The 15968-nt window shown below is 72.7% G+C and carries 15 protein-coding genes; 6 read left to right on the top strand and 9 right to left on the bottom strand.

All coding sequences use genetic code 11. The annotated features are described in order from the left end of the window. The first annotated feature begins 12 nt into the window (after positions 1-12). Entirely contained in the window at positions 13-1494 is a 1482-nt protein-coding gene (locus tag OHS17_RS10425; protein ID WP_330311940.1) for an MFS transporter, read from the top strand. Here OHS17_RS10425 and OHS17_RS10430 read toward each other — a convergent pair. Then, entirely contained in the window at positions 1464-2354 is an 891-nt protein-coding gene (locus OHS17_RS10430; protein ID WP_443053364.1) for an MmyB family transcriptional regulator, read from the bottom strand. The two genes, OHS17_RS10425 and OHS17_RS10430, sit on opposite strands and share 31 nt — an antisense overlap. A 163-nt stretch (positions 2355-2517) precedes the next feature. Between OHS17_RS10430 and OHS17_RS10435 the strand changes: the two genes are divergently transcribed. Then, a complete protein-coding gene (locus tag OHS17_RS10435) occupies positions 2518-3939 on the top strand; it encodes an MFS transporter (protein ID WP_330315214.1) in 1422 nt (473 codons plus the stop codon). A gap of 91 nt (positions 3940-4030) precedes the next feature. Here OHS17_RS10435 and OHS17_RS10440 read toward each other — a convergent pair whose 3' ends face one another. Both OHS17_RS10440 and OHS17_RS10445 read right to left on the bottom strand, forming a co-directional pair. Next, a complete protein-coding gene (locus OHS17_RS10440) occupies positions 4031-4258 on the bottom strand; it encodes a DUF6243 family protein (RefSeq protein ID WP_330311942.1) in 228 nt (75 codons plus the stop codon). Between the two features lie 237 nt (positions 4259-4495). Beyond that, positions 4496-5878 carry a glycine--tRNA ligase gene (locus OHS17_RS10445; protein WP_330311943.1) on the bottom strand — a complete coding sequence of 461 codons (1383 nt, stop codon included), beginning with the start codon at positions 5876-5878 and terminating at the stop codon, positions 4496-4498. Positions 5879-6021: 143 nt separating this feature from the next. On the opposite strand from OHS17_RS10445, the gene OHS17_RS10450 reads away from it, so the two are divergent. The 4 genes from OHS17_RS10450 to OHS17_RS10465 all read left to right on the top strand — a co-directional run bounded on the left by OHS17_RS10450 (position 6022) and on the right by OHS17_RS10465 (position 9228). After that, on the top strand, positions 6022-6975 hold the full coding sequence (locus OHS17_RS10450; protein ID WP_330311944.1) for a metal ABC transporter substrate-binding protein: 954 nt from the start codon (positions 6022-6024) through the stop codon (positions 6973-6975). 74 nt (positions 6976-7049) lie between these two features. After that, positions 7050-7832: a metal ABC transporter ATP-binding protein gene (locus tag OHS17_RS10455; protein WP_018103275.1), complete on the top strand. Its 783-nt coding sequence runs from the start codon at positions 7050-7052 to the stop codon at positions 7830-7832. Positions 7833-7834: 2 nt separating this feature from the next. Then, on the top strand, positions 7835-8728 hold the full coding sequence (locus OHS17_RS10460; RefSeq protein WP_330311945.1) for a metal ABC transporter permease: 894 nt from the start codon (positions 7835-7837) through the stop codon (positions 8726-8728). Between the two features lie 65 nt (positions 8729-8793). Further along, the gene (locus OHS17_RS10465; protein ID WP_018103273.1) at positions 8794-9228 is read left to right on the top strand and encodes a Fur family transcriptional regulator; all 435 of its coding nucleotides are present in this window, start codon (positions 8794-8796) and stop codon (positions 9226-9228) included. Between the two features lie 39 nt (positions 9229-9267). Here the strand turns inward: OHS17_RS10465 and OHS17_RS10470 are convergent, their stop codons facing one another. The 6 genes from OHS17_RS10470 to OHS17_RS10495 form a co-directional block, all read right to left on the bottom strand. Next, positions 9268-10086 (bottom strand): isoprenyl transferase, encoded by an 819-nt coding sequence (locus tag OHS17_RS10470; RefSeq protein ID WP_330311946.1) that lies wholly within the window; start codon positions 10084-10086, stop codon positions 9268-9270. Between the two features lie 21 nt (positions 10087-10107). Next, the gene (gene recO, locus OHS17_RS10475; RefSeq protein ID WP_161212397.1) at positions 10108-10854 is read right to left on the bottom strand and encodes a DNA repair protein RecO; all 747 of its coding nucleotides are present in this window, start codon (positions 10852-10854) and stop codon (positions 10108-10110) included. Positions 10855-10913: 59 nt separating this feature from the next. Beyond that, positions 10914-11585 (bottom strand): response regulator transcription factor, encoded by a 672-nt coding sequence (locus OHS17_RS10480; RefSeq protein WP_330311947.1) that lies wholly within the window; start codon positions 11583-11585, stop codon positions 10914-10916. Next, positions 11582-12820 carry a sensor histidine kinase gene (locus OHS17_RS10485; RefSeq protein ID WP_383168669.1) on the bottom strand — a complete coding sequence of 413 codons (1239 nt, stop codon included), beginning with the start codon at positions 12818-12820 and terminating at the stop codon, positions 11582-11584. Before OHS17_RS10485 ends, OHS17_RS10480 begins: the two co-directional genes overlap by 4 nt. Positions 12821-12951: 131 nt before the next feature. Beyond that, on the bottom strand, positions 12952-15051 hold the full coding sequence (locus tag OHS17_RS10490) for an MMPL family transporter (protein WP_330311949.1): 2100 nt from the start codon (positions 15049-15051) through the stop codon (positions 12952-12954). Positions 15052-15201: 150 nt separating this feature from the next. Beyond that, entirely contained in the window at positions 15202-15879 is a 678-nt protein-coding gene (locus OHS17_RS10495) for a TerB family tellurite resistance protein (protein ID WP_018103267.1), read from the bottom strand. Between the last annotated feature and the right edge of the window lie 89 nt (positions 15880-15968).

Here is a 15968-nt window from a genome sequence, read left to right on the forward strand (position 1 = left end):
TACTATCGATGGATGCCTGAGCTCAGCCACCGACGGCGGATGCTGGTGCTGGCGATCTGCTGCATGAGCCTGCTGATCGTCAGCCTCGACACCACCGCACTGAATGTCGCCCTGCCCGCCATGCGCCGGGAGCTGGACGCGAGCGTCGCGGGGATGCAGTGGACGATCGACGCGTACACGCTCGTCCTCGCATCCCTGCTGATGCTCGCCGGTTCCACCGCCGACCGGATCGGCCGGCGGAAGGTCTTCATGGCCGGGCTGGTCCTGTTCACCCTGGGTTCGGCGCTCTGCTCGCTGGCGCCGAACCTGGAGGCGCTCATCGCCTTCCGGATGGTGCAGGCCGTGGGCGGCTCGATGCTCAACCCGGTCGCGATGTCGATCATCACCAACACCTTCACCGACCCCCGCGAGCGCGCCCGTGCGATCGGGGTCTGGGGCGGGGTCGTCGGCATCTCGATGGCGGCCGGTCCGGTGGTCGGGGGCGGCCTGGTCGACTCGGTCGGCTGGCGGTCGATCTTCTGGGTCAACCTCCCGGTGGGCCTCGCCGCCCTGCTGCTGACCTGGCGTTACGTCCCCGAGTCGCGCGCCCACCGGGCCCGCCGCCCGGACCCGCTGGGCCAGCTCCTGGTGATCACGCTGCTGGGCTCGCTGACGTACGCGATCATCGAGGCCCCGCAGAAGGGGTGGGCCTCCGCCGAGATCCTGCTCTTCGCCGGACTCGCGGCGGCGGCCCTGGTGGGGTTGCTGGTGCACGAGCCCCGGCGCGCCGATCCGCTGATCGATCTGCGGTTCTTCCACAGCGTTCCGTTCAGCGGTGCCACGGTCATCGCGGTCAGCGCCTTCGCCGCGCTCGGCGGCTTCCTCTTCCTCAACACGCTCTACCTCCAGGACGTCCGGGGGCTGAGCGCGCTGGACGCCGGGCTCTACACGCTGCCCATGGCGGCGGTGGTGTGCCTGCTGTCGCCGCTGTCCGGGCGGCTCGTGGCGAGTCGCGGGCCGCGCATCCCGCTGCTGATCGCGGGCGGTGCGATGGCGGTGAGCGGGCTGATGCTGGCCGCGTTCGACGCGGAGACCGGAACGGTCTCGATGTTCGCCGCGTATGTGCTGTTCGGCCTGGGCTTCGGCTCGGTGAACGCGCCCATCACCAACACCGCCGTCTCCGGCATGCCCCGCTCCCAGGCGGGCGTGGCGGCCGCCGTCGCCTCCACCAGCCGACAGATCGGGCAGACCCTCGGGGTCGCCGTGATCGGCGCGGTCCTGGCGGCGGGGTTGGCGGACCCGGGCGGCTCGGAGGGCTTCGTGGCGGCGAGCCGGCCCGGCTGGTGGATCGTCACCGGCTGCGGGCTCGCCGTCCTGCTGATCGGTGCCCTGAGCAGCGGCCGCTGGGCCCGGTCCACCGCCCGCCGGACGGCGGAGCGGCTGGCGGAACCGGCGGCGGAACCAGTGGCCGGGGGCCCGGTCGCTCAGTCCTCGGCGGCCCGCACCATTTCCTGAAGGCGGGCCAGCCGCTCGTACGTCTCGTCGTCCCGGGGCGTGTAGCTGACCAGGCGCGGTCCGGCCGAGGGGCCGAGCCAGAGGTCGGTGGTCTCGACGCGCAGCATCCCGACCCAGGCGTTGCGGAAGACTTTGGACCGGCTGCCCGCCCCGACGACCTCGTGCCGGGCCCAGTTCTCGCGGAACTCCTCGGAGGCCGCCTCCAGGCGCCCCAGCAGCTCCTTCCAGGCGGGCTCCGCGAGGTGTTCCGCCATGGCCGCGCGGAACTTGGCGGTGATGTAGCGGGTCACCTCGGCGGTGTCCATGACCGAGGCCCGCCACTGCTCGTTGGTGTGGGCGAGCAGCATGACGTTGCGGTCCCCGGGCGCGACCTCCTCCAGGTCGCAGAGGAGCCGCCCGTACGTGCGGTTGTGGGCGAGGATGTCGTACCGGCTGTTCTGCACGCAGGCGGGGATCGGCTCCAGCTGCCGCAGCATGGCCCGCAGCGCCGGGGTGACGTGCGGGCAGTCGGTGCCGGGTGCCGGGTCGATGGCCGCGGCGAGCGAGAAGAGGTGGCTGCGCTCGCTGCGGTCCAGCAGCAGGGCGCGCGCGAGGGCGTCGAGGACCTGGGGCGAGACCTGGATGTCCCGGGCCTGTTCGAGCCAGGTGTACCAGGTGACGCCGACGGCGGAGAGCTGGGCGACCTCCTCGCGGCGCAGCCCCGGGGTGCGCCGGCGGCGGCCCCGGACGAGGCCGACCTGCTCGGGGGTGATCCGCTCGCGGCGGCTGCGCAGGAAGTTCGCCAGCTCGTGCCGCCGGATGTCGGGCTCGCTCACGCCGGGGGCGGCCGGCTGCGTCAGGGGCGTCGCCATCGTCGTCATTCCTCCAGGGTGCGGGCCCGGTACGGGCACCGGTCGGCTGGTGCCTGGTGGTCCTTGTACCAGGATAAGGACACTCTGGTACCAGGCTGCGGATGGGGCGATCGTCGGTGGCGTGAGTAAATCCTCTGTACGGACGTCAACGGCAGGCGCCACCACCTCCCCGGTGGTGCGGCACGACCATCCCACCCCGGTCCTGGGCACGCTGGGGCTGTTCACCGTGCTGCTGGGCGCGGCCCTTCCCCTGATCGACTTCTTCATCGTCAACGTGGCCCTGCCCACCATCGACCACGACCTGGCGGCGGGCCCGGCCCTGCTGGAACTGGTCGTCGCGGGCTACGGCCTCGCCTACGCCGTGCTGCTGGTCCTCGGCGGGCGGCTCGGTGACATGGCCGGGCGGCGCCGGCTCTTCCTGGCCGGGATCGCCGCCTTCGGGATCACCTCGCTGGCCTGCGGGCTCGCCCCGACCGCCTGGACCCTGGTCGGGGCGCGGGTGGCCCAGGGCGCGGCGGCCGCGCTGATGCTGCCGCAGGTCCTCGCGACCATCCAGGCGGCCACCTCCGGCCACCGCAGGGCCCGGGCGATGAGCCTGTACGGGGCTACGGCCGGGCTCTCCATGGTCGCGGGCCAGATCCTGGGCGGGGCGCTGGTCGCCGCCGCGCCGCTGTCCTCGGTGTTCGGCGAGAGCGCGGGCTGGCGGTCGGTGTTCCTGGTCAACGTGCCCGTCGCGGCGCTCGGTCTGGTGCTGGCGGCGCGCGCGGTCCCGGAGACGCGGGCGGACCGGCCCGCGCCCGTCGACGTACCGGGCACGCTGCTGCTCGCGGTGTCGCTGGTGACGCTGCTGGCCCCGCTCACCGAGGGCCGGGCGGCGGGCTGGCCGCTGTGGACCTGGGTGTCCCTCGCGCTGTTCCCGTTCGCGGCGGCGGCGTTCTACCGGGTGGAGCGGCGGGCGGACCGGCGCGGGCTGATCCCGCTGGTGCCGCCGAGCCTGCTGCGCCTGGAGTCGCTGCGGCGCGGGCTCGCCCTGGTGGTGCCGTTCTCGGTGGGCTTCGGCGGCTTCATGTTCGTCATCGCGGTCGCGCTCCAGCAGGGCCTGGAGCTGGGCCCGGCGCAGTCCGGCCTGTCGATGGCCCCGATGGCGGTGGCCTTCTTCGCGGCCTCGCTGGCCGGTCCCCGGCTGGTGCGGCGGTACGGCAGCCGGGTCGTGACGGCGGGCGGGCTGATCCAGGCGGTGGGCGTGGCGGTGCTCGCGTTCACCGTGTGGCGGGGCTGGCCGGACCTGGGCATGGCGGGGCTGCTGCCCGGGATGGCGGTCGCCGGTTTCGGCCAGGGCCTCCAGCTGCCGGTCATCTTCCGCATCATCCTGTCCGACGTACCGCCGGAGCGGGCCGGGGTGGGCGGCGGGGTGATGACGACGACCCAGCAGGCGACGCTGACCCTGGGCGTGGCGACGCTCGGCTCGCTGTTCCTGGCCCTGGTGCCGGGGTGGGGGATGCGGGACGCCCTGATCGTGACGCTGCTCGTCCAGCTGGCGGCGGTCGCCCTGACGACCGCGCTGAGCCTGCGGCTGCCGCGCACGGTGGGGTGAGGGGCGGGCTCCGGACGGGGCGGACACGGCACGGCCCCGGCGGGCGGACCTGGTGGTCCGCCCGCCGGGGCCTCGGTGTGTGCGCGGGCGGTCAGCTCTGCGCCGGGGCCTCCGGGGCCTCGGCCTCGGCCTCCGCGGCCTCCGGCTGCTCGGTGCCTGCGGCCCGCTCCCGCATCTTGCGGAGCAGCTCCTGCTTCTGGTCGGCGGCCGACCTGCGGTCGGCGGCCTCTCCGGCGGGGCCGGCCCCCTGCGCCCCGGTGCGGGACAGCTTCTTGCGCTGTCCGCCGACGCCGAGGAGGTTGTTGCGGCTCTTGGCCATGGGGTTCTCCCAATGTGTGGTCTCGGTGAGGTCTCTCACGACCTCGGATCGATCCGGGGGGCGGCGGGTGGTCGGGCCCGCCGCGCTCTCACTCGTAGATCTGGAAGAACGTGTACATGGGCAGGACGGTACCCATACCGGGCGCCCTCCTCACCCGGTTTTCCGCGGCCGGACGCACGAGGCCCCCGGTTCCGCGGCGGGCGCGGAAGCGGGGGTCTCGTTCAGCGGGTGCGGGCGTCAGCAGCCGAGCAGGCGGGAGGCGAGGTAGCCCTGGATCTGGTCCAGGGAGACGCGCTCCTGCTTCATCGTGTCGCGCTCGCGGACGGTGACCGCGTTGTCGTCCAGGGTGTCGAAGTCGACGGTGACGCAGAACGGCGTACCGATCTCGTCCTGGCGGCGGTAGCGGCGGCCGATGGCACCGGCGTCGTCGAACTCGATGTTCCAGTTCTGCCGGAGGCCGGCGGCGAGGCCCTTGGCCTTCGGCGAGAGCTGCGGGTTGCGGGAGAGCGGGAGGACCGCGACCTTGACCGGCGCCAGGCGCGGGTCGAGGCGCATCACGGCGCGCTTCTCCATGACGCCCTTGGCGTTCGGCGCCTCGTCCTCGCTGTACGCGTCGAGGAGGAAGGCCAGCATCGCGCGGCCGACACCGGCTGCGGGCTCGATGACGAACGGGGTGTAGCGCTCGCTCTTCTCCTGGTCGAAGAAGGAGAGGTCCGTGCCCGACGCCTTGGAGTGGGCGTTGAGGTCGTAGTCGGTGCGGTTGGCGACGCCCTCCAGCTCGCCCCACTCGCTGCCGCCGAAGCGGAAGCGGTACTCGATGTCAGCGGTGCGCTTGGAGTAGTGGGAGAGCTTCTCCTGCGGGTGCTCGAACCACCGCATGTTCTCCTCGCGCATGCCGAGACCGGTGTACCAGTTCCAGCGCTGCTCCATCCAGTACTCCTGCCACTGCTCGTCCTCGCCCGGCTTGACGAAGAACTCCATCTCCATCTGCTCGAACTCGCGCGTGCGGAAGATGAAGTTGCCCGGAGTGATCTCGTTGCGGAAGGACTTGCCCATCTGCGCGATGCCGAACGGGGGCTTCTTGCGCGCGGTGGTCAGCACCTGGGAGAAGTTGGTGAAGATGCCCTGGGCGGTCTCGGGGCGCAGGTAGGCGACCGAGCCGGAGTCCTGGGTCGGGCCGAGGTGCGTGGAGAGCAGGCCGGAGAACTGCTTGGGCTCGGTGAAGGTGCCCTTGTTGCCGCAGTTGGGGCAGTTGAGGTCGGCGAGGCCGTTGGCGGGCGCCTTGCCGTGCTTCTCCTCGTACGCCTCCTCCAGGTGGTCCGCGCGGTAGCGCTTGTGGCAGGAGGTGCACTCGGTCAGCGGGTCCGAGAACGTGGCGACGTGGCCGGACGCCACCCACACCTCGGGGGCCAGGATGACCGACGAGTCGATGCCGACGACGTCCTCGCGGGAGGTGACCATGTAGCGCCACCACTGGCGCTTCAGGTTCTCCTTGAGCTCGACGCCCAGCGGCCCGTAGTCCCAGGCGGCCTTCTGACCACCGTAGATCTCGCTGCAGGGGTAGACGAAGCCACGGCGCTTGCTCAGGCTGACGATGGTGTCGATCTTGTCGGCGGCCACGGTGCTCTCTTCATTACGACGGAACGGGCGGGCGAAGAGCCCAGATTACCGGCGGCGCCTGCCCTTCGATCAAATCGGTACCGGTCCCGTTCGCGAACCTCGCTTGTTGACAATCGTTTCCACTTTTGTTGAAAATGAGTGTCATGAACATACGCCGCCTCATACCGGCCGCCGCCGTCACCGGCGCGGTCGCGCTCGGTCTCACCGCCGTCACCGCCTGCTCGTCGTCCGACACCTCCGACCACAAGGGCGACGGCCGGCTGGACGTGGTGGCGTCCTTCTATCCGATGCAGTTCCTGGCCGAGCGCATAGGCGGCGACCACGTCTCGGTCACCAGCCTCACCAAGCCCGGCGTGGAGCCCCACGACCTGGAGCTCAGTCCCCGGCAGACCGGCAGGCTCAGCGACGCGGACTTCATCCTCTACCTCAAGGGCCTCCAGCCCGCCGTCGACGAGGCGATCAAGCAGTCCGGCGCCTCCCACACCCTCGACGCCGCGACGCTGACCTCGCTGGAGGACCACGGCACCGAGACCGGCGGCGAGGAGCACGGCCACGAGCACGAGGGCGACGAGGCCGGTGCCGACCCGCACATCTGGCTGGACCCGGTGAAGTACACCGAGGTCGCCAAGGGCGTCGGGAAGTCCCTGGAGAAGACCGACCCGGACCACGCGGCGGACTACCGCAAGAACACCGACGCGCTGGTCAAGGAGCTGGGCGCGCTCGACACCGCGTACCGGACCGGGCTGAAGAACACCGCGACGAAGACGTTCATCACCACGCACTCCGCCTTCGGCTACCTCGCCGAGCGCTACGGGCTGACCCAGGAGGGCATCGCCGGCATCGACCCCGAGGCCGAGCCCAGCCCCGCCCGCATCAGCGCCCTGCACTCCATCGCCGAGAAGAAGAAGGTCACCACCGTCTTCTTCGAGACGCTCGCCAGCGACAAGACCGCGAAGACCGTCGCCCGGGACACCGGACTGAAGACCGACGTCCTGGATCCGCTGGAGGGAATCACGGACAAGTCCAAGGGCGATGACTACATCGAGGTCATGAAGTCCAACCTCACCGCCCTGCGCTCGGCGCTCGGCGCGAAGTGAGCGACGACCCCACCGCATCCGACGACCTCACCGCACCCGTCGGCCCGAACCGCGCAGCAGCACCGGAGGCGCTCATGCCCGAGCCCCAGCACCCCACCCGCGAACCCGTGATCGCCGTACGCGACGCGACCGCCACGCTGGGCGCGCGCCCCGTGCTGCGCGGCGTCGACCTGACCGTGGGCCGGGGCGAGGTCGTCGCCCTGCTCGGCGCCAACGGCTCCGGCAAGTCCACCGCCGTCCGCTCCGTCATCGGACAGGTCCCCCTGACCGGCGGCACCGTCGAGCTCTTCGGCACCCCGCTGCGCCGCTTCCGCGACTGGGCCCGGGTCGGCTACGTACCGCAGCGCACCACCGCGGCCGGCGGCGTGCCCGCCACGATCCGCGAGGTCGTCTCCGCCGGGCGGCTCTCCCGCACCCGGCTCGGCCTCCTCCGCAAGGCCGACCGCGCCGCCGTCGACCGGGCCATCGAGCTCGTCGGCCTCACCGACCGCGCGAAGGACTCGGTGAACGCCCTCTCCGGCGGCCAGCACCAGCGCGTGCTGATCGCCCGCGCGCTCGCCGCCGAACCGGAGCTCCTGATCATGGACGAGCCGATGGCGGGCGTGGACCTGGCCAGCCAGGAGATCCTGGCCGCCACCCTGCGCGAGCAGGTCGCCGCGGGCACCACCGTGCTCCTCGTCCTGCACGAGCTGGGCCCGCTGGAGCCCCTGATCGACCGGGCGGTCGTCCTGCGCGACGGCTGCGTGCTGCACGACGGACCGCCCCCGAAGGCCGTCGGGCAGCACGCCCTGCCCGGCCACGACCACGTACACCCCCACGCGGCTTCCGAGCCCGTCCGGACGGGACTGCTGAGCTGATCATGGAATTCCTCGACCCTCCCTTCATGCAGCGGGCCCTGCTCGCCGCCGTGCTGGTCGGCGTCATCGCGCCCGCCGTCGGCATCTACCTCGTGCAGCGCCGGCAGGCCCTGATGGGCGACGGCATCGGCCACATCGCGATGACCGGTGTCGGCCTCGGCTTCCTGCTCTCCACCAGCCCGGTCTGGATGGCCACCGCCGTCGCCGTCGTGGGCGCGGTCGTCATGGAGCTGATCCGCTGGTACGGCCGCACCCGCGGCGACATCGCGCTGGCCATGCTCTTCTACGGGGGCATGGCGGGCGGTGTCCTGCTGATCAACCTCTCCGACACCGGCTCGAACGCCAACCTGACCTCGTACCTCTTCGGCTCGCTGTCCACGGTCTCCTCCGAGGACATCACCGCGATCTCGCTGCTCGCCGCGTTCGTGCTGCTGGTGACGGTGGGGCTGCGGCGGCAGCTGTTCGCGGTCAGCCAGGACGAGGAGTTCGCCCGGGTGACCGGCCTGCCGGTGCGGATGCTGAACCTGCTCATCGCGGTCACCGCCGCCGTGACCGTCACGGTCGCCATGCGGGTCGTGGGGCTGCTGCTGGTCAGCGCCCTGATGGTGGTCCCGGTCGCCGCCGCGCAGCAGATCACCCGGTCCTTCAAGGTGACGTTCGTGCTCGCCGTCGTCATCGGCGTCGGTGTCACTCTTTCCGGCACCATCACCTCGTACTACCAGGATGTCCCGCCCGGCGCGACGATCGTGCTGCTGGCCATCGGCGTCTTCGTCGTCCTGACGCTGCTCGCCGCCCCGCTCGCCCGCCGCCGGGCCCGGCGCGGCGAGACCGAGGCGGAGCGGTGCACCCTGGAAGTACCGGGGGCCCGCCCGGCACCGGACGACGTCCGAGTCTGACTCCCCGGATGGGGCGGGCTGGCACAATGGCCCGACAGATGTACGGGCGACACGAGGAGGCTCCTGTGGCGACGGCGCCGATCAGTGGTACGAACGCGGCTCCGGTACGCGGCCGCTCGACCCGGCAGCGGGCAGCCGTTGCGGCGGCGCTCGACGAGGTGGACGAGTTCCGCAGCGCCCAGGAGCTGCACGACGTCCTCAAACACCGGGGGGACTCGGTCGGCCTGACGACGGTCTACCGCACCCTCCAGTCCCTCGCGGACGCCGGTGAGGTGGACGTCCTGCGCACCACAGAGGGCGAGTCCGTCTACCGGCGCTGCTCGACCGGCGAGCACCACCACCACCTGGTCTGCCGCATGTGCGGCAAGGCGGTCGAGGTCGAGGGCCCCGTGGTCGAGCAGTGGGCGGAGACCATCGCCAGCCAGCACGGCTTCGTCAACGTGGCACACACGGTCGAGGTCTTCGGCACCTGCGCGGACTGCGCGAGCGGCGAGAACTAGGAGAAGGGCCGGCGGGGAACCCCCTGCCGGCCCTTCCGCTCAGCTCCCCGAGGCCGCGACCTCCTCGGCGCCGCCGAAGCGGCGGTCGCGCTGGGCGAATTCCAGACAGGCGCGCCACAGGTCACGGCGGTCGAAGTCGGGCCACAGCACGTCCTGGAAGACCATCTCGGCGTACGCGCTCTGCCAGATCAGGTAGTTCGAGGTGCGCTGCTCGCCGCTGGGGCGCACGAACAGGTCCACGTCCGGCATGTCCGGGTAGTAGATGTACTTCGCGAACGTCTTCTCGTTGACCTTCGACGGGTCGAGCCGCCCGGCGGCGACGTCCTGCGCGATCCGCTGCGCGGCGTCCGCGATCTCCGCCCGGCCGCCGTAGTTGACGCAGAAGTACAGCGTCATCTTGTCGTTGTCCTTGGTCTGCTCCTGGGCGACCTGGAGCTCCTGGACGACGGACTTCCACAGCTTGGGCATGCGGCCCACCCAGCGGATCCGGATGCCCAGCTCGTCCATCTCGTCACGGCGGCGGCGGATGACGTCCCGGTTGAAGTTCATCAGGAACTTCACCTCCTCCGGGGACCGCTTCCAGTTCTCCGTCGAGAAGGCGTACAGCGAGAGGTTCTTGACGCCCATCTCGATGCAGCCCTTGAGCACGTCCATGACGACGGCCTCGCCGACCTTGTGCCCCTCGGTGCGCGGCAGACCGCGCTCCTTCGCCCAGCGGCCGTTGCCGTCCATCACGATGGCGACGTGCTTGGGCACCAGCTCACCGGGGATCTTCGGGGGCACGGCACCGGACGGGTGCGGCTCCGGGGTCTTGTGGTCGCGCCGGTTACGGCCGCCGAGCATCCCGCGTACTGCCATGAGCTTCTCAGTCTCCCTGTGTCACTTCTCTACGTACCGCAGTGAACGCAGCCCGCGCTCCAGATGCCAGTGCAGATACGCGGACACCAGCCCGCTCCCCTCCCTGACATGACGCGCCTCGCACGCGTCCGCCGTCTCCCAGTCGCCGGTGAGCAGCGCGCTCAGCAGGGCGACGGCCTCAGCCGAGGGTACGACGCTGCCGGGCACCCGGCAGTCGCCGCATACGATGCCGCCCGCCGCCACGGAGAAAAAACGGTTCGGTCCGGGCAGACCGCAGCGGGCGCAGTCGTCGAAGCTGGGGGCGTAGCCGTTGACCGCGAGGGAGCGCAGCAGGAAGGCGTCCAGGATCAGATGCGGCTCGTGCTCGCCCCGGGCCAGTGTGCGCAGCCCGCCCACCAGCAGCAGGTACTGCTGGACCGCCGGTTCGCCCTCGTGGTCGGTGAAGCGCTCGGCGGTCTCCAGCATCGCGGTCCCGGCGGTGTAGCGCCCGTAGTCCGTGACGATCCCGCCGCCGTACGGGGCGATCGTCTCGCTCTGGGTGCACAGCGGAAGACCGCGCCCGACCAGCTCGCTGCCCCGTGCGAAGAACTGCACGTCCACATGGGAGAACGGCTCCAGGCGGGCCCCGAACTTCGACTTGGTGCGGCGCACCCCGCGCGCGACGGCGCGCACCCGGCCGTGGCCCCGGGTCAGCAGCGTGATGATCCGGTCGGCCTCGCCCAGCTTCTGCGTGCGCAGCACCACGCCGTCGTCCCGGAACAAGCTCATGCGTCCCATTGTCCGGTACGCCACCGACACCCGGGGCACGCCCCCGTGAGGCGGCCCGGTCAGCCTCCCCCGGCGGGCACCACGAGCCCCGACTCGTAGGCGGCGATGACCAGCTGGGCGCGGTCGCGGGCGCCCAGCTTGCCCATGATCCGGCTGACGTGGGTCTTGGCGGTGAGCGGGCTGAGGCCCAGGCTCTCGGCGATCCCCGTGTTGTTGAGGCCGCGTGCGACCAGGGACAGGACCTGGCACTCCCGCTCGGAGAGCACGCCGAGGCCCTCGGGGCCGGGCCCGGCGGGGGCGCTCGGGGCGCTGAGCACCCGGGCGATGAGCCGGGCGGTCGGGCCGGGCGAGAGCAGGGAGTCCCCGGCCGCGACGGTCCTGATCGCGGCCAGCAGGTCGGCGGGCCGGGTGTCCTTGACCAGGAAGCCGGAGGCGCCCGCGCGCAGCGCCTCGACGATGTGGTCGTCGGTGTCGTAGGTGGTGAGGACCAGCACCTTCACCCCGGCCAGGTCCTCGTCGGCGGCGATCCGGCGGGTGGCCTCGATGCCGTCGAGCTCCGGCATCCGGATGTCCATGACGACGAGGTCGGCGCGGGCCGAGCGGGCGAGCGCGACCGCTTCCAGGCCGGTGGCGGCCTCGCCGACCACCTCCATCTCCGGGTCGGAGCCGACGAGCATCGCGAAGGCCGCCCGGACGAGCGTCTGGTCGTCCGCGAGCAGTACCCGGATCATGAGGTCGTCTCCGCTTCCCGTTCCGACATGTGTGCACGCGCGTCCGTGCGTGGCTCGTCCGGCTGGTTTCCCGGGGGCGCCGGCGGGAGAGGCAGCAGGGCCGACACCTCGAAGCCGCCTCCGGGGCGCGGGCCCGCCGTGAGGGTGCCGCCCGTGGACCGGGCGCGTTCCCGCATCCCGACGATGCCGAACCCGGACCCGGCGCCGTCCTCCACCGGACCGGTGCCGTCGTCGGTGACCGTGACCCGCAGCGCCCCGCCCGCCGGGGCGACGACGACGCGCACCCGGACCCCGGCGCCCGCGTGGCGTACCGCGTTCGTCAGGGACTCCTGGACGATCCGGTAGGCGGCCGCCCCGATGGCCGGGGCGAGGCGTCCGGCCGGGACGCCGGTGTCGAGCTCGACCCGCGCCCCGGCCGCCTCGGCGGCCCGTACGAGGCCGGGCAGCGCGGCCAGGCCGGGCAGCGGGCCCTCGGCGTCCGCTCCCCCGCCGTCCTGCCCGGTGCCGCGCAGCACCTGGAGGGTGGTCCGGAGCTCCGCCCTGGCCTCCCGGCAGGTGTCGGCGATGTCGTCCAGCGCGGCGGCGACGGCCCGCCGGTCGAGCCGTTCCGGGTCGACGGTCAGGATGTGCGAGGCGACCGAGGTCCGCACCCCGATGACGGTGATGCTGTGCGCGAGGAGGTCGTGCAGATCGCGGGCGATCCGCAGCCGCTCCTCCGCGACCCGGCGGGCGGCCTCCTCCTCCCGGGTCCGCTCGGCGCGTTCGGCACGCTCCAGCACCGAGGCGACGTACTGGCGGTAGATGCGCACGTCGACCCCGCAGAACAGCACCGCGACGATCCACCCGGAGATCCGCAGCAGTTCGAGCCCGTCGTGGGTGCTGAGGGCGAGCACCACCGTCACCATCACGGAGGTGACGCCGATGCCGACGGCCAGGGTGCGCAGCGGGCGGCCGGTGACGGCCACCGTGTAGAGCGCGATCCAGGTCTGCGGCATCGGCGCCGTGTGGAGGTTGTCGGCGCCGTGGTAGGCCGCCAGCAGCGGCACCATGGCGAGCAGGACCAGCACCGGGGCGCGCCGCCGCCAGACGAGCGGTACGGCGCTGCCCAGGAGCAGGGCCCAGCCCGTCGCGCCCATCCTCCCGGCGCCCCCGGCGGCCAGCGCGAGGGCCGTGGAGAGCACCGCGGCGGCCACGGCGATCAGGGCGTCGTTGCGCGTCCGGTGCGGCGCCCGCATCGGGTCGCGGTTGACGACGGCCAGGATGCGGTCACGGCGGCTCGTGGCCGGGGCGGCGGGGGCGTTGGCTGGGGCGTTGGCTGGGGGCACGCCGCCATCCTCCGGTACGGGGCGGGGTGCTGTCAGCGCCGTCACGGGGTCCCGACGAGTTCCGGTTCGCGGGTCCCGGCGGCGGGCTCCGGGCGGCTGAGCCCGCCCGGCCACCAGATCCTGCGCTGGAGGGCCACGCTCGCCGAAGTCACCAGGTAGGTGCGGACCAGGAAGGTGTCGAGGAGGACGCCGACGGCGATCACGAAGCCCATCTCCACCAGGCCCGTCATGGGCATGTTCGTCAGCACGGCGAAGGTGGCGGCGAGCACGAGCCCGGCCGAGGCGATGACCCCGCCGGTGGTGCGCAGGGCGGTGAGCGCCGCCTCGGTGGGCTCCGCACCGCCCCGGGCCTCCTCGCGGACCCGGTGCATCAGGAAGATGCCGTAGTCGACGCCCAGGGCCACCAGGAAGACGAAGGTGAGCAGGGGCAGCCCGGGGTCGGTGCCCTTGAGGCCGAGGAGCGGTTCGAAGAGCAGTCCGCCGATGCCGAGGGCCGCGCCCCAGACCGCTACGACGGCGGCGACGAGCAGCAGGGGTGCGACGAGGCTGCGCAGGAGGGCGATCAGGATGAGGAGGACGGAGAGCAGGACGAGCGGGACGACGGTCCTCAGGTCCCGGGTACCGGCCTTCTCCAGGTCCATCTGCTGGGCGCTGGGCCCGCCGACGTGGCTGCCGGGGAGGCGATCGCGCAGGGCGAGGATGGTGGCCCGCTCGCCGGCCGACTCGGGGGCGGCCTCCGGGGTGACGGACAGCTCGGTCCAGCCGCCGCCGCTGCGGCCGCGCTCGGCGGCCGCGACGCCCTCGGTGGTACGGGCCCGAGCCAGCGCGCCGGGGGCCCCGTCGGTGGGCGTGGTCACGATGACGGCCTGGCTGGAGCGGCCGGGGTAGGCGTCGGCGAGGGTCTTCATCGCGGTGACCGAGTCCGGCTTCGTGGTGAAGGAGTCCTCCAGCTTGAGGTGGCCGGGCAGGCTGAACACCCCGAGCGACAGCGCGCCCAGCAGCACCCCGCCAGTGACGAGGACCGCGACGGGCCTGCGCCCGGCGGAGCCGCCCATGGCCGCGAAGAGGGAACGGCGGCGGCGCGGCTCGGAGCCGTACACGGGGACGAGCGGCCAGAAGACCCGGCGGCCCAGCAGGACCAGGACGGCCGGCAGCAGCGTCAGCATGGCCAGGAGGGCGCACAGGACGCCCACGGCGGCGATCGGGCCCATGCCCCGGCTGCTGGTGAGGTCGGCCGCCAGAAGGCACAGGAGGCCCGCCGCGACGGTCCCGGAGGAAGCGAGGACGGCCGGTCCGCAGCCGCGCAGCGCCGCCGCCATGGCGTCACGGGGGCGTTCGGCGCGGGTCAGCTCCTCGCGGTAGCGGGAGACGAGCAGCAGGGCGTAGTCGGTACCGGCGCCGAAGACGAGGATGGTCGTCACGGCGGAGCTCTGGCCGGTGACGGTGACGTCGAGGCCGCGGTGGAGTCCGTAGACGACGCCCATGGACAGGGCGTCGGCGACGCCCGCGACGACGAGCGGCACCAGCCAGAGCAGCGGGCTGCGGTAGATGAGGATCAGCAGGACCGCGACGACGCCGACGGTCGTGTAGAGCAGCGGTCCGCCGAGCGAGCCGTAGACCTTCTTCGCGTCCACGTCCATCGCCCCGGGCCCGCCGACCTCGACGCCCAGTCCCCCGCCGCCGCGCGCGGTCTCGCGGACCTCGTCCACGAACGCGGTGCGGGCCTCGTCGTCCTGGCCGGGCTCGGTCGTGGAGACGGGGTACATCAGCGTGGTGCCGTCCTCGGAGGGCACGGCGCGCGGGGGCGCGGTGAGGGTGTGGCCGCTCGCCACCTCGGCGGTCTGCCGGGCCGCGAGCGCCCGGTCGGCAGCGGTGAGGCCGCCGTCGCGGTGGTAGACGAGGACGAGGTCGGTGGACTCGCCGCCGGGCAGCGCGTCCTGGATCTTGGCGGCCTGCGTGGAGTCGGCGCTCGCCGGGAGGTAGTCGACCGCCCGGTTGACCTCCACGTCCCCGAGCTTCCCGGCGAACGGACCGGCGACGGCCATGACGGCGGCCCAGAGGGCGAGGACCGCCCAGGGCAGCAGCCGCCATCGGCTCACCGTTCGTGTGCGTGTACCGCTGTCCTGTTCCGCGGTCCTCATGGGAGGTCCCCCTTCCGTACGGGTGTCCGGTCGTGTCCAGACTCCCGTCGGGGCGGGGGAACTTCGTCGCGCCAGGGGCCGACTTCCCGGCTACTGCCGGGGTGGGCGCGGCGGGCCCGTTACTCCCTGGGGAGTACCGGGCGGGGGGGATCAGGAGGGCGTACGCGCCGCCTCGGCGAGCAGCCGGGCGGTGTCCTCGGCGCGCAGCCTCAGCGCCCCGCCGACGGTGGTCAGCACCTCGCGCTCGGCGATGCTGTAGGCGCCGTCGGCGAGGGCGATCCGGGCGCCCTGGAGCAGAATCGATTCGCGCCCGGTGGGGGCGAGGTGCGGGGCGAGCGGTTCCAGCGCCTCGTGCAGCTCGATGGCGAGGGCCGCGCCGCACGCCTCGGCCGCCGGGTCGAACGCGGAGCCGTGGCCGATGTCGGCGGACAGCACCTCGACCACGGTGGCGAGCTGTTCGGGCGTGCAGTCCTCGAACCCGGCGCCGCGCACGGTCTCGGCGGCGCTCTCCAGGACCGTACGGGAGGTGCTGCCGCCCGCCGCGAGGACGCCGAGGGCCACGGTGTGTACGGCGTCCCTGAGCATCGCGGAGAAGCGGGTGGTGGTGGGGTGGTCGAGCGTTTCCGGGTCGAAGTGCTGGTGGCAGGCGGCGCATTCGACCACCGGGCCCGTGGTGCCGCGCCGCAGCAGGGGCACGCCCAGCACGGCGAAGCGGCGTCGGCCGGTGAGGCGGCGGTAGTTGCGGTCACCGCCGCAGCCGGGGCAGAAGAACTCCCCGTCACCGGTGGTGTCCCACAGCGTACGGATGCCGCAGATACGCAGCTTCATGGCGCGTTGTCCCAGGGCTGACCGCACGTCGCACACCTCCGTAACACTCCGGCAACACTGCCGTGTCGACGTGATGTTAACCACATCCC

The sequence above is a fragment of the Streptomyces sp. NBC_00523 genome, assembly GCF_036346615.1.
Classification (GTDB): Bacteria; Actinomycetota; Actinomycetes; order Streptomycetales; family Streptomycetaceae; genus Streptomyces.

Bases quoted from the DNA above. Each gene is read 5' to 3' on its own strand.
- OHS17_RS10480 (WP_330311947.1), bottom strand. From the start codon at position 11,585: ATGATCCGGGTACTGCTCGCGGACGACCAGACGCTCGTCCGGGCGGCC.
- OHS17_RS10430 (WP_443053364.1), bottom strand. From the start codon at position 2,354: ATGACGACGATGGCGACGCCCCTGACGCAGCCGGCCGCCCCCGGCGTG.
- OHS17_RS10490 (WP_330311949.1), bottom strand. From the start codon at position 15,051: ATGAGGACCGCGGAACAGGACAGCGGTACACGCACACGAACGGTGAGC.
- OHS17_RS10495 (WP_018103267.1), bottom strand. From the start codon at position 15,879: ATGAAGCTGCGTATCTGCGGCATCCGTACGCTGTGGGACACCACCGGT.
- OHS17_RS10440 (WP_330311942.1), bottom strand. From the start codon at position 4,258: ATGGCCAAGAGCCGCAACAACCTCCTCGGCGTCGGCGGACAGCGCAAG.
- OHS17_RS10470 (WP_330311946.1), bottom strand. From the start codon at position 10,086: ATGGCAGTACGCGGGATGCTCGGCGGCCGTAACCGGCGCGACCACAAG.
- OHS17_RS10455 (WP_018103275.1), top strand. From the start codon at position 7,050: ATGCCCGAGCCCCAGCACCCCACCCGCGAACCCGTGATCGCCGTACGC.
- OHS17_RS10485 (WP_383168669.1), bottom strand. From the start codon at position 12,820: ATGCGGGCGCCGCACCGGACGCGCAACGACGCCCTGATCGCCGTGGCC.
- OHS17_RS10460 (WP_330311945.1), top strand. From the start codon at position 7,835: ATGGAATTCCTCGACCCTCCCTTCATGCAGCGGGCCCTGCTCGCCGCC.
- OHS17_RS10425 (WP_330311940.1), top strand. From the start codon at position 13: ATGCCTGAGCTCAGCCACCGACGGCGGATGCTGGTGCTGGCGATCTGC.
- recO (WP_161212397.1), bottom strand. From the start codon at position 10,854: ATGAGCTTGTTCCGGGACGACGGCGTGGTGCTGCGCACGCAGAAGCTG.
- OHS17_RS10450 (WP_330311944.1), top strand. From the start codon at position 6,022: ATGAACATACGCCGCCTCATACCGGCCGCCGCCGTCACCGGCGCGGTC.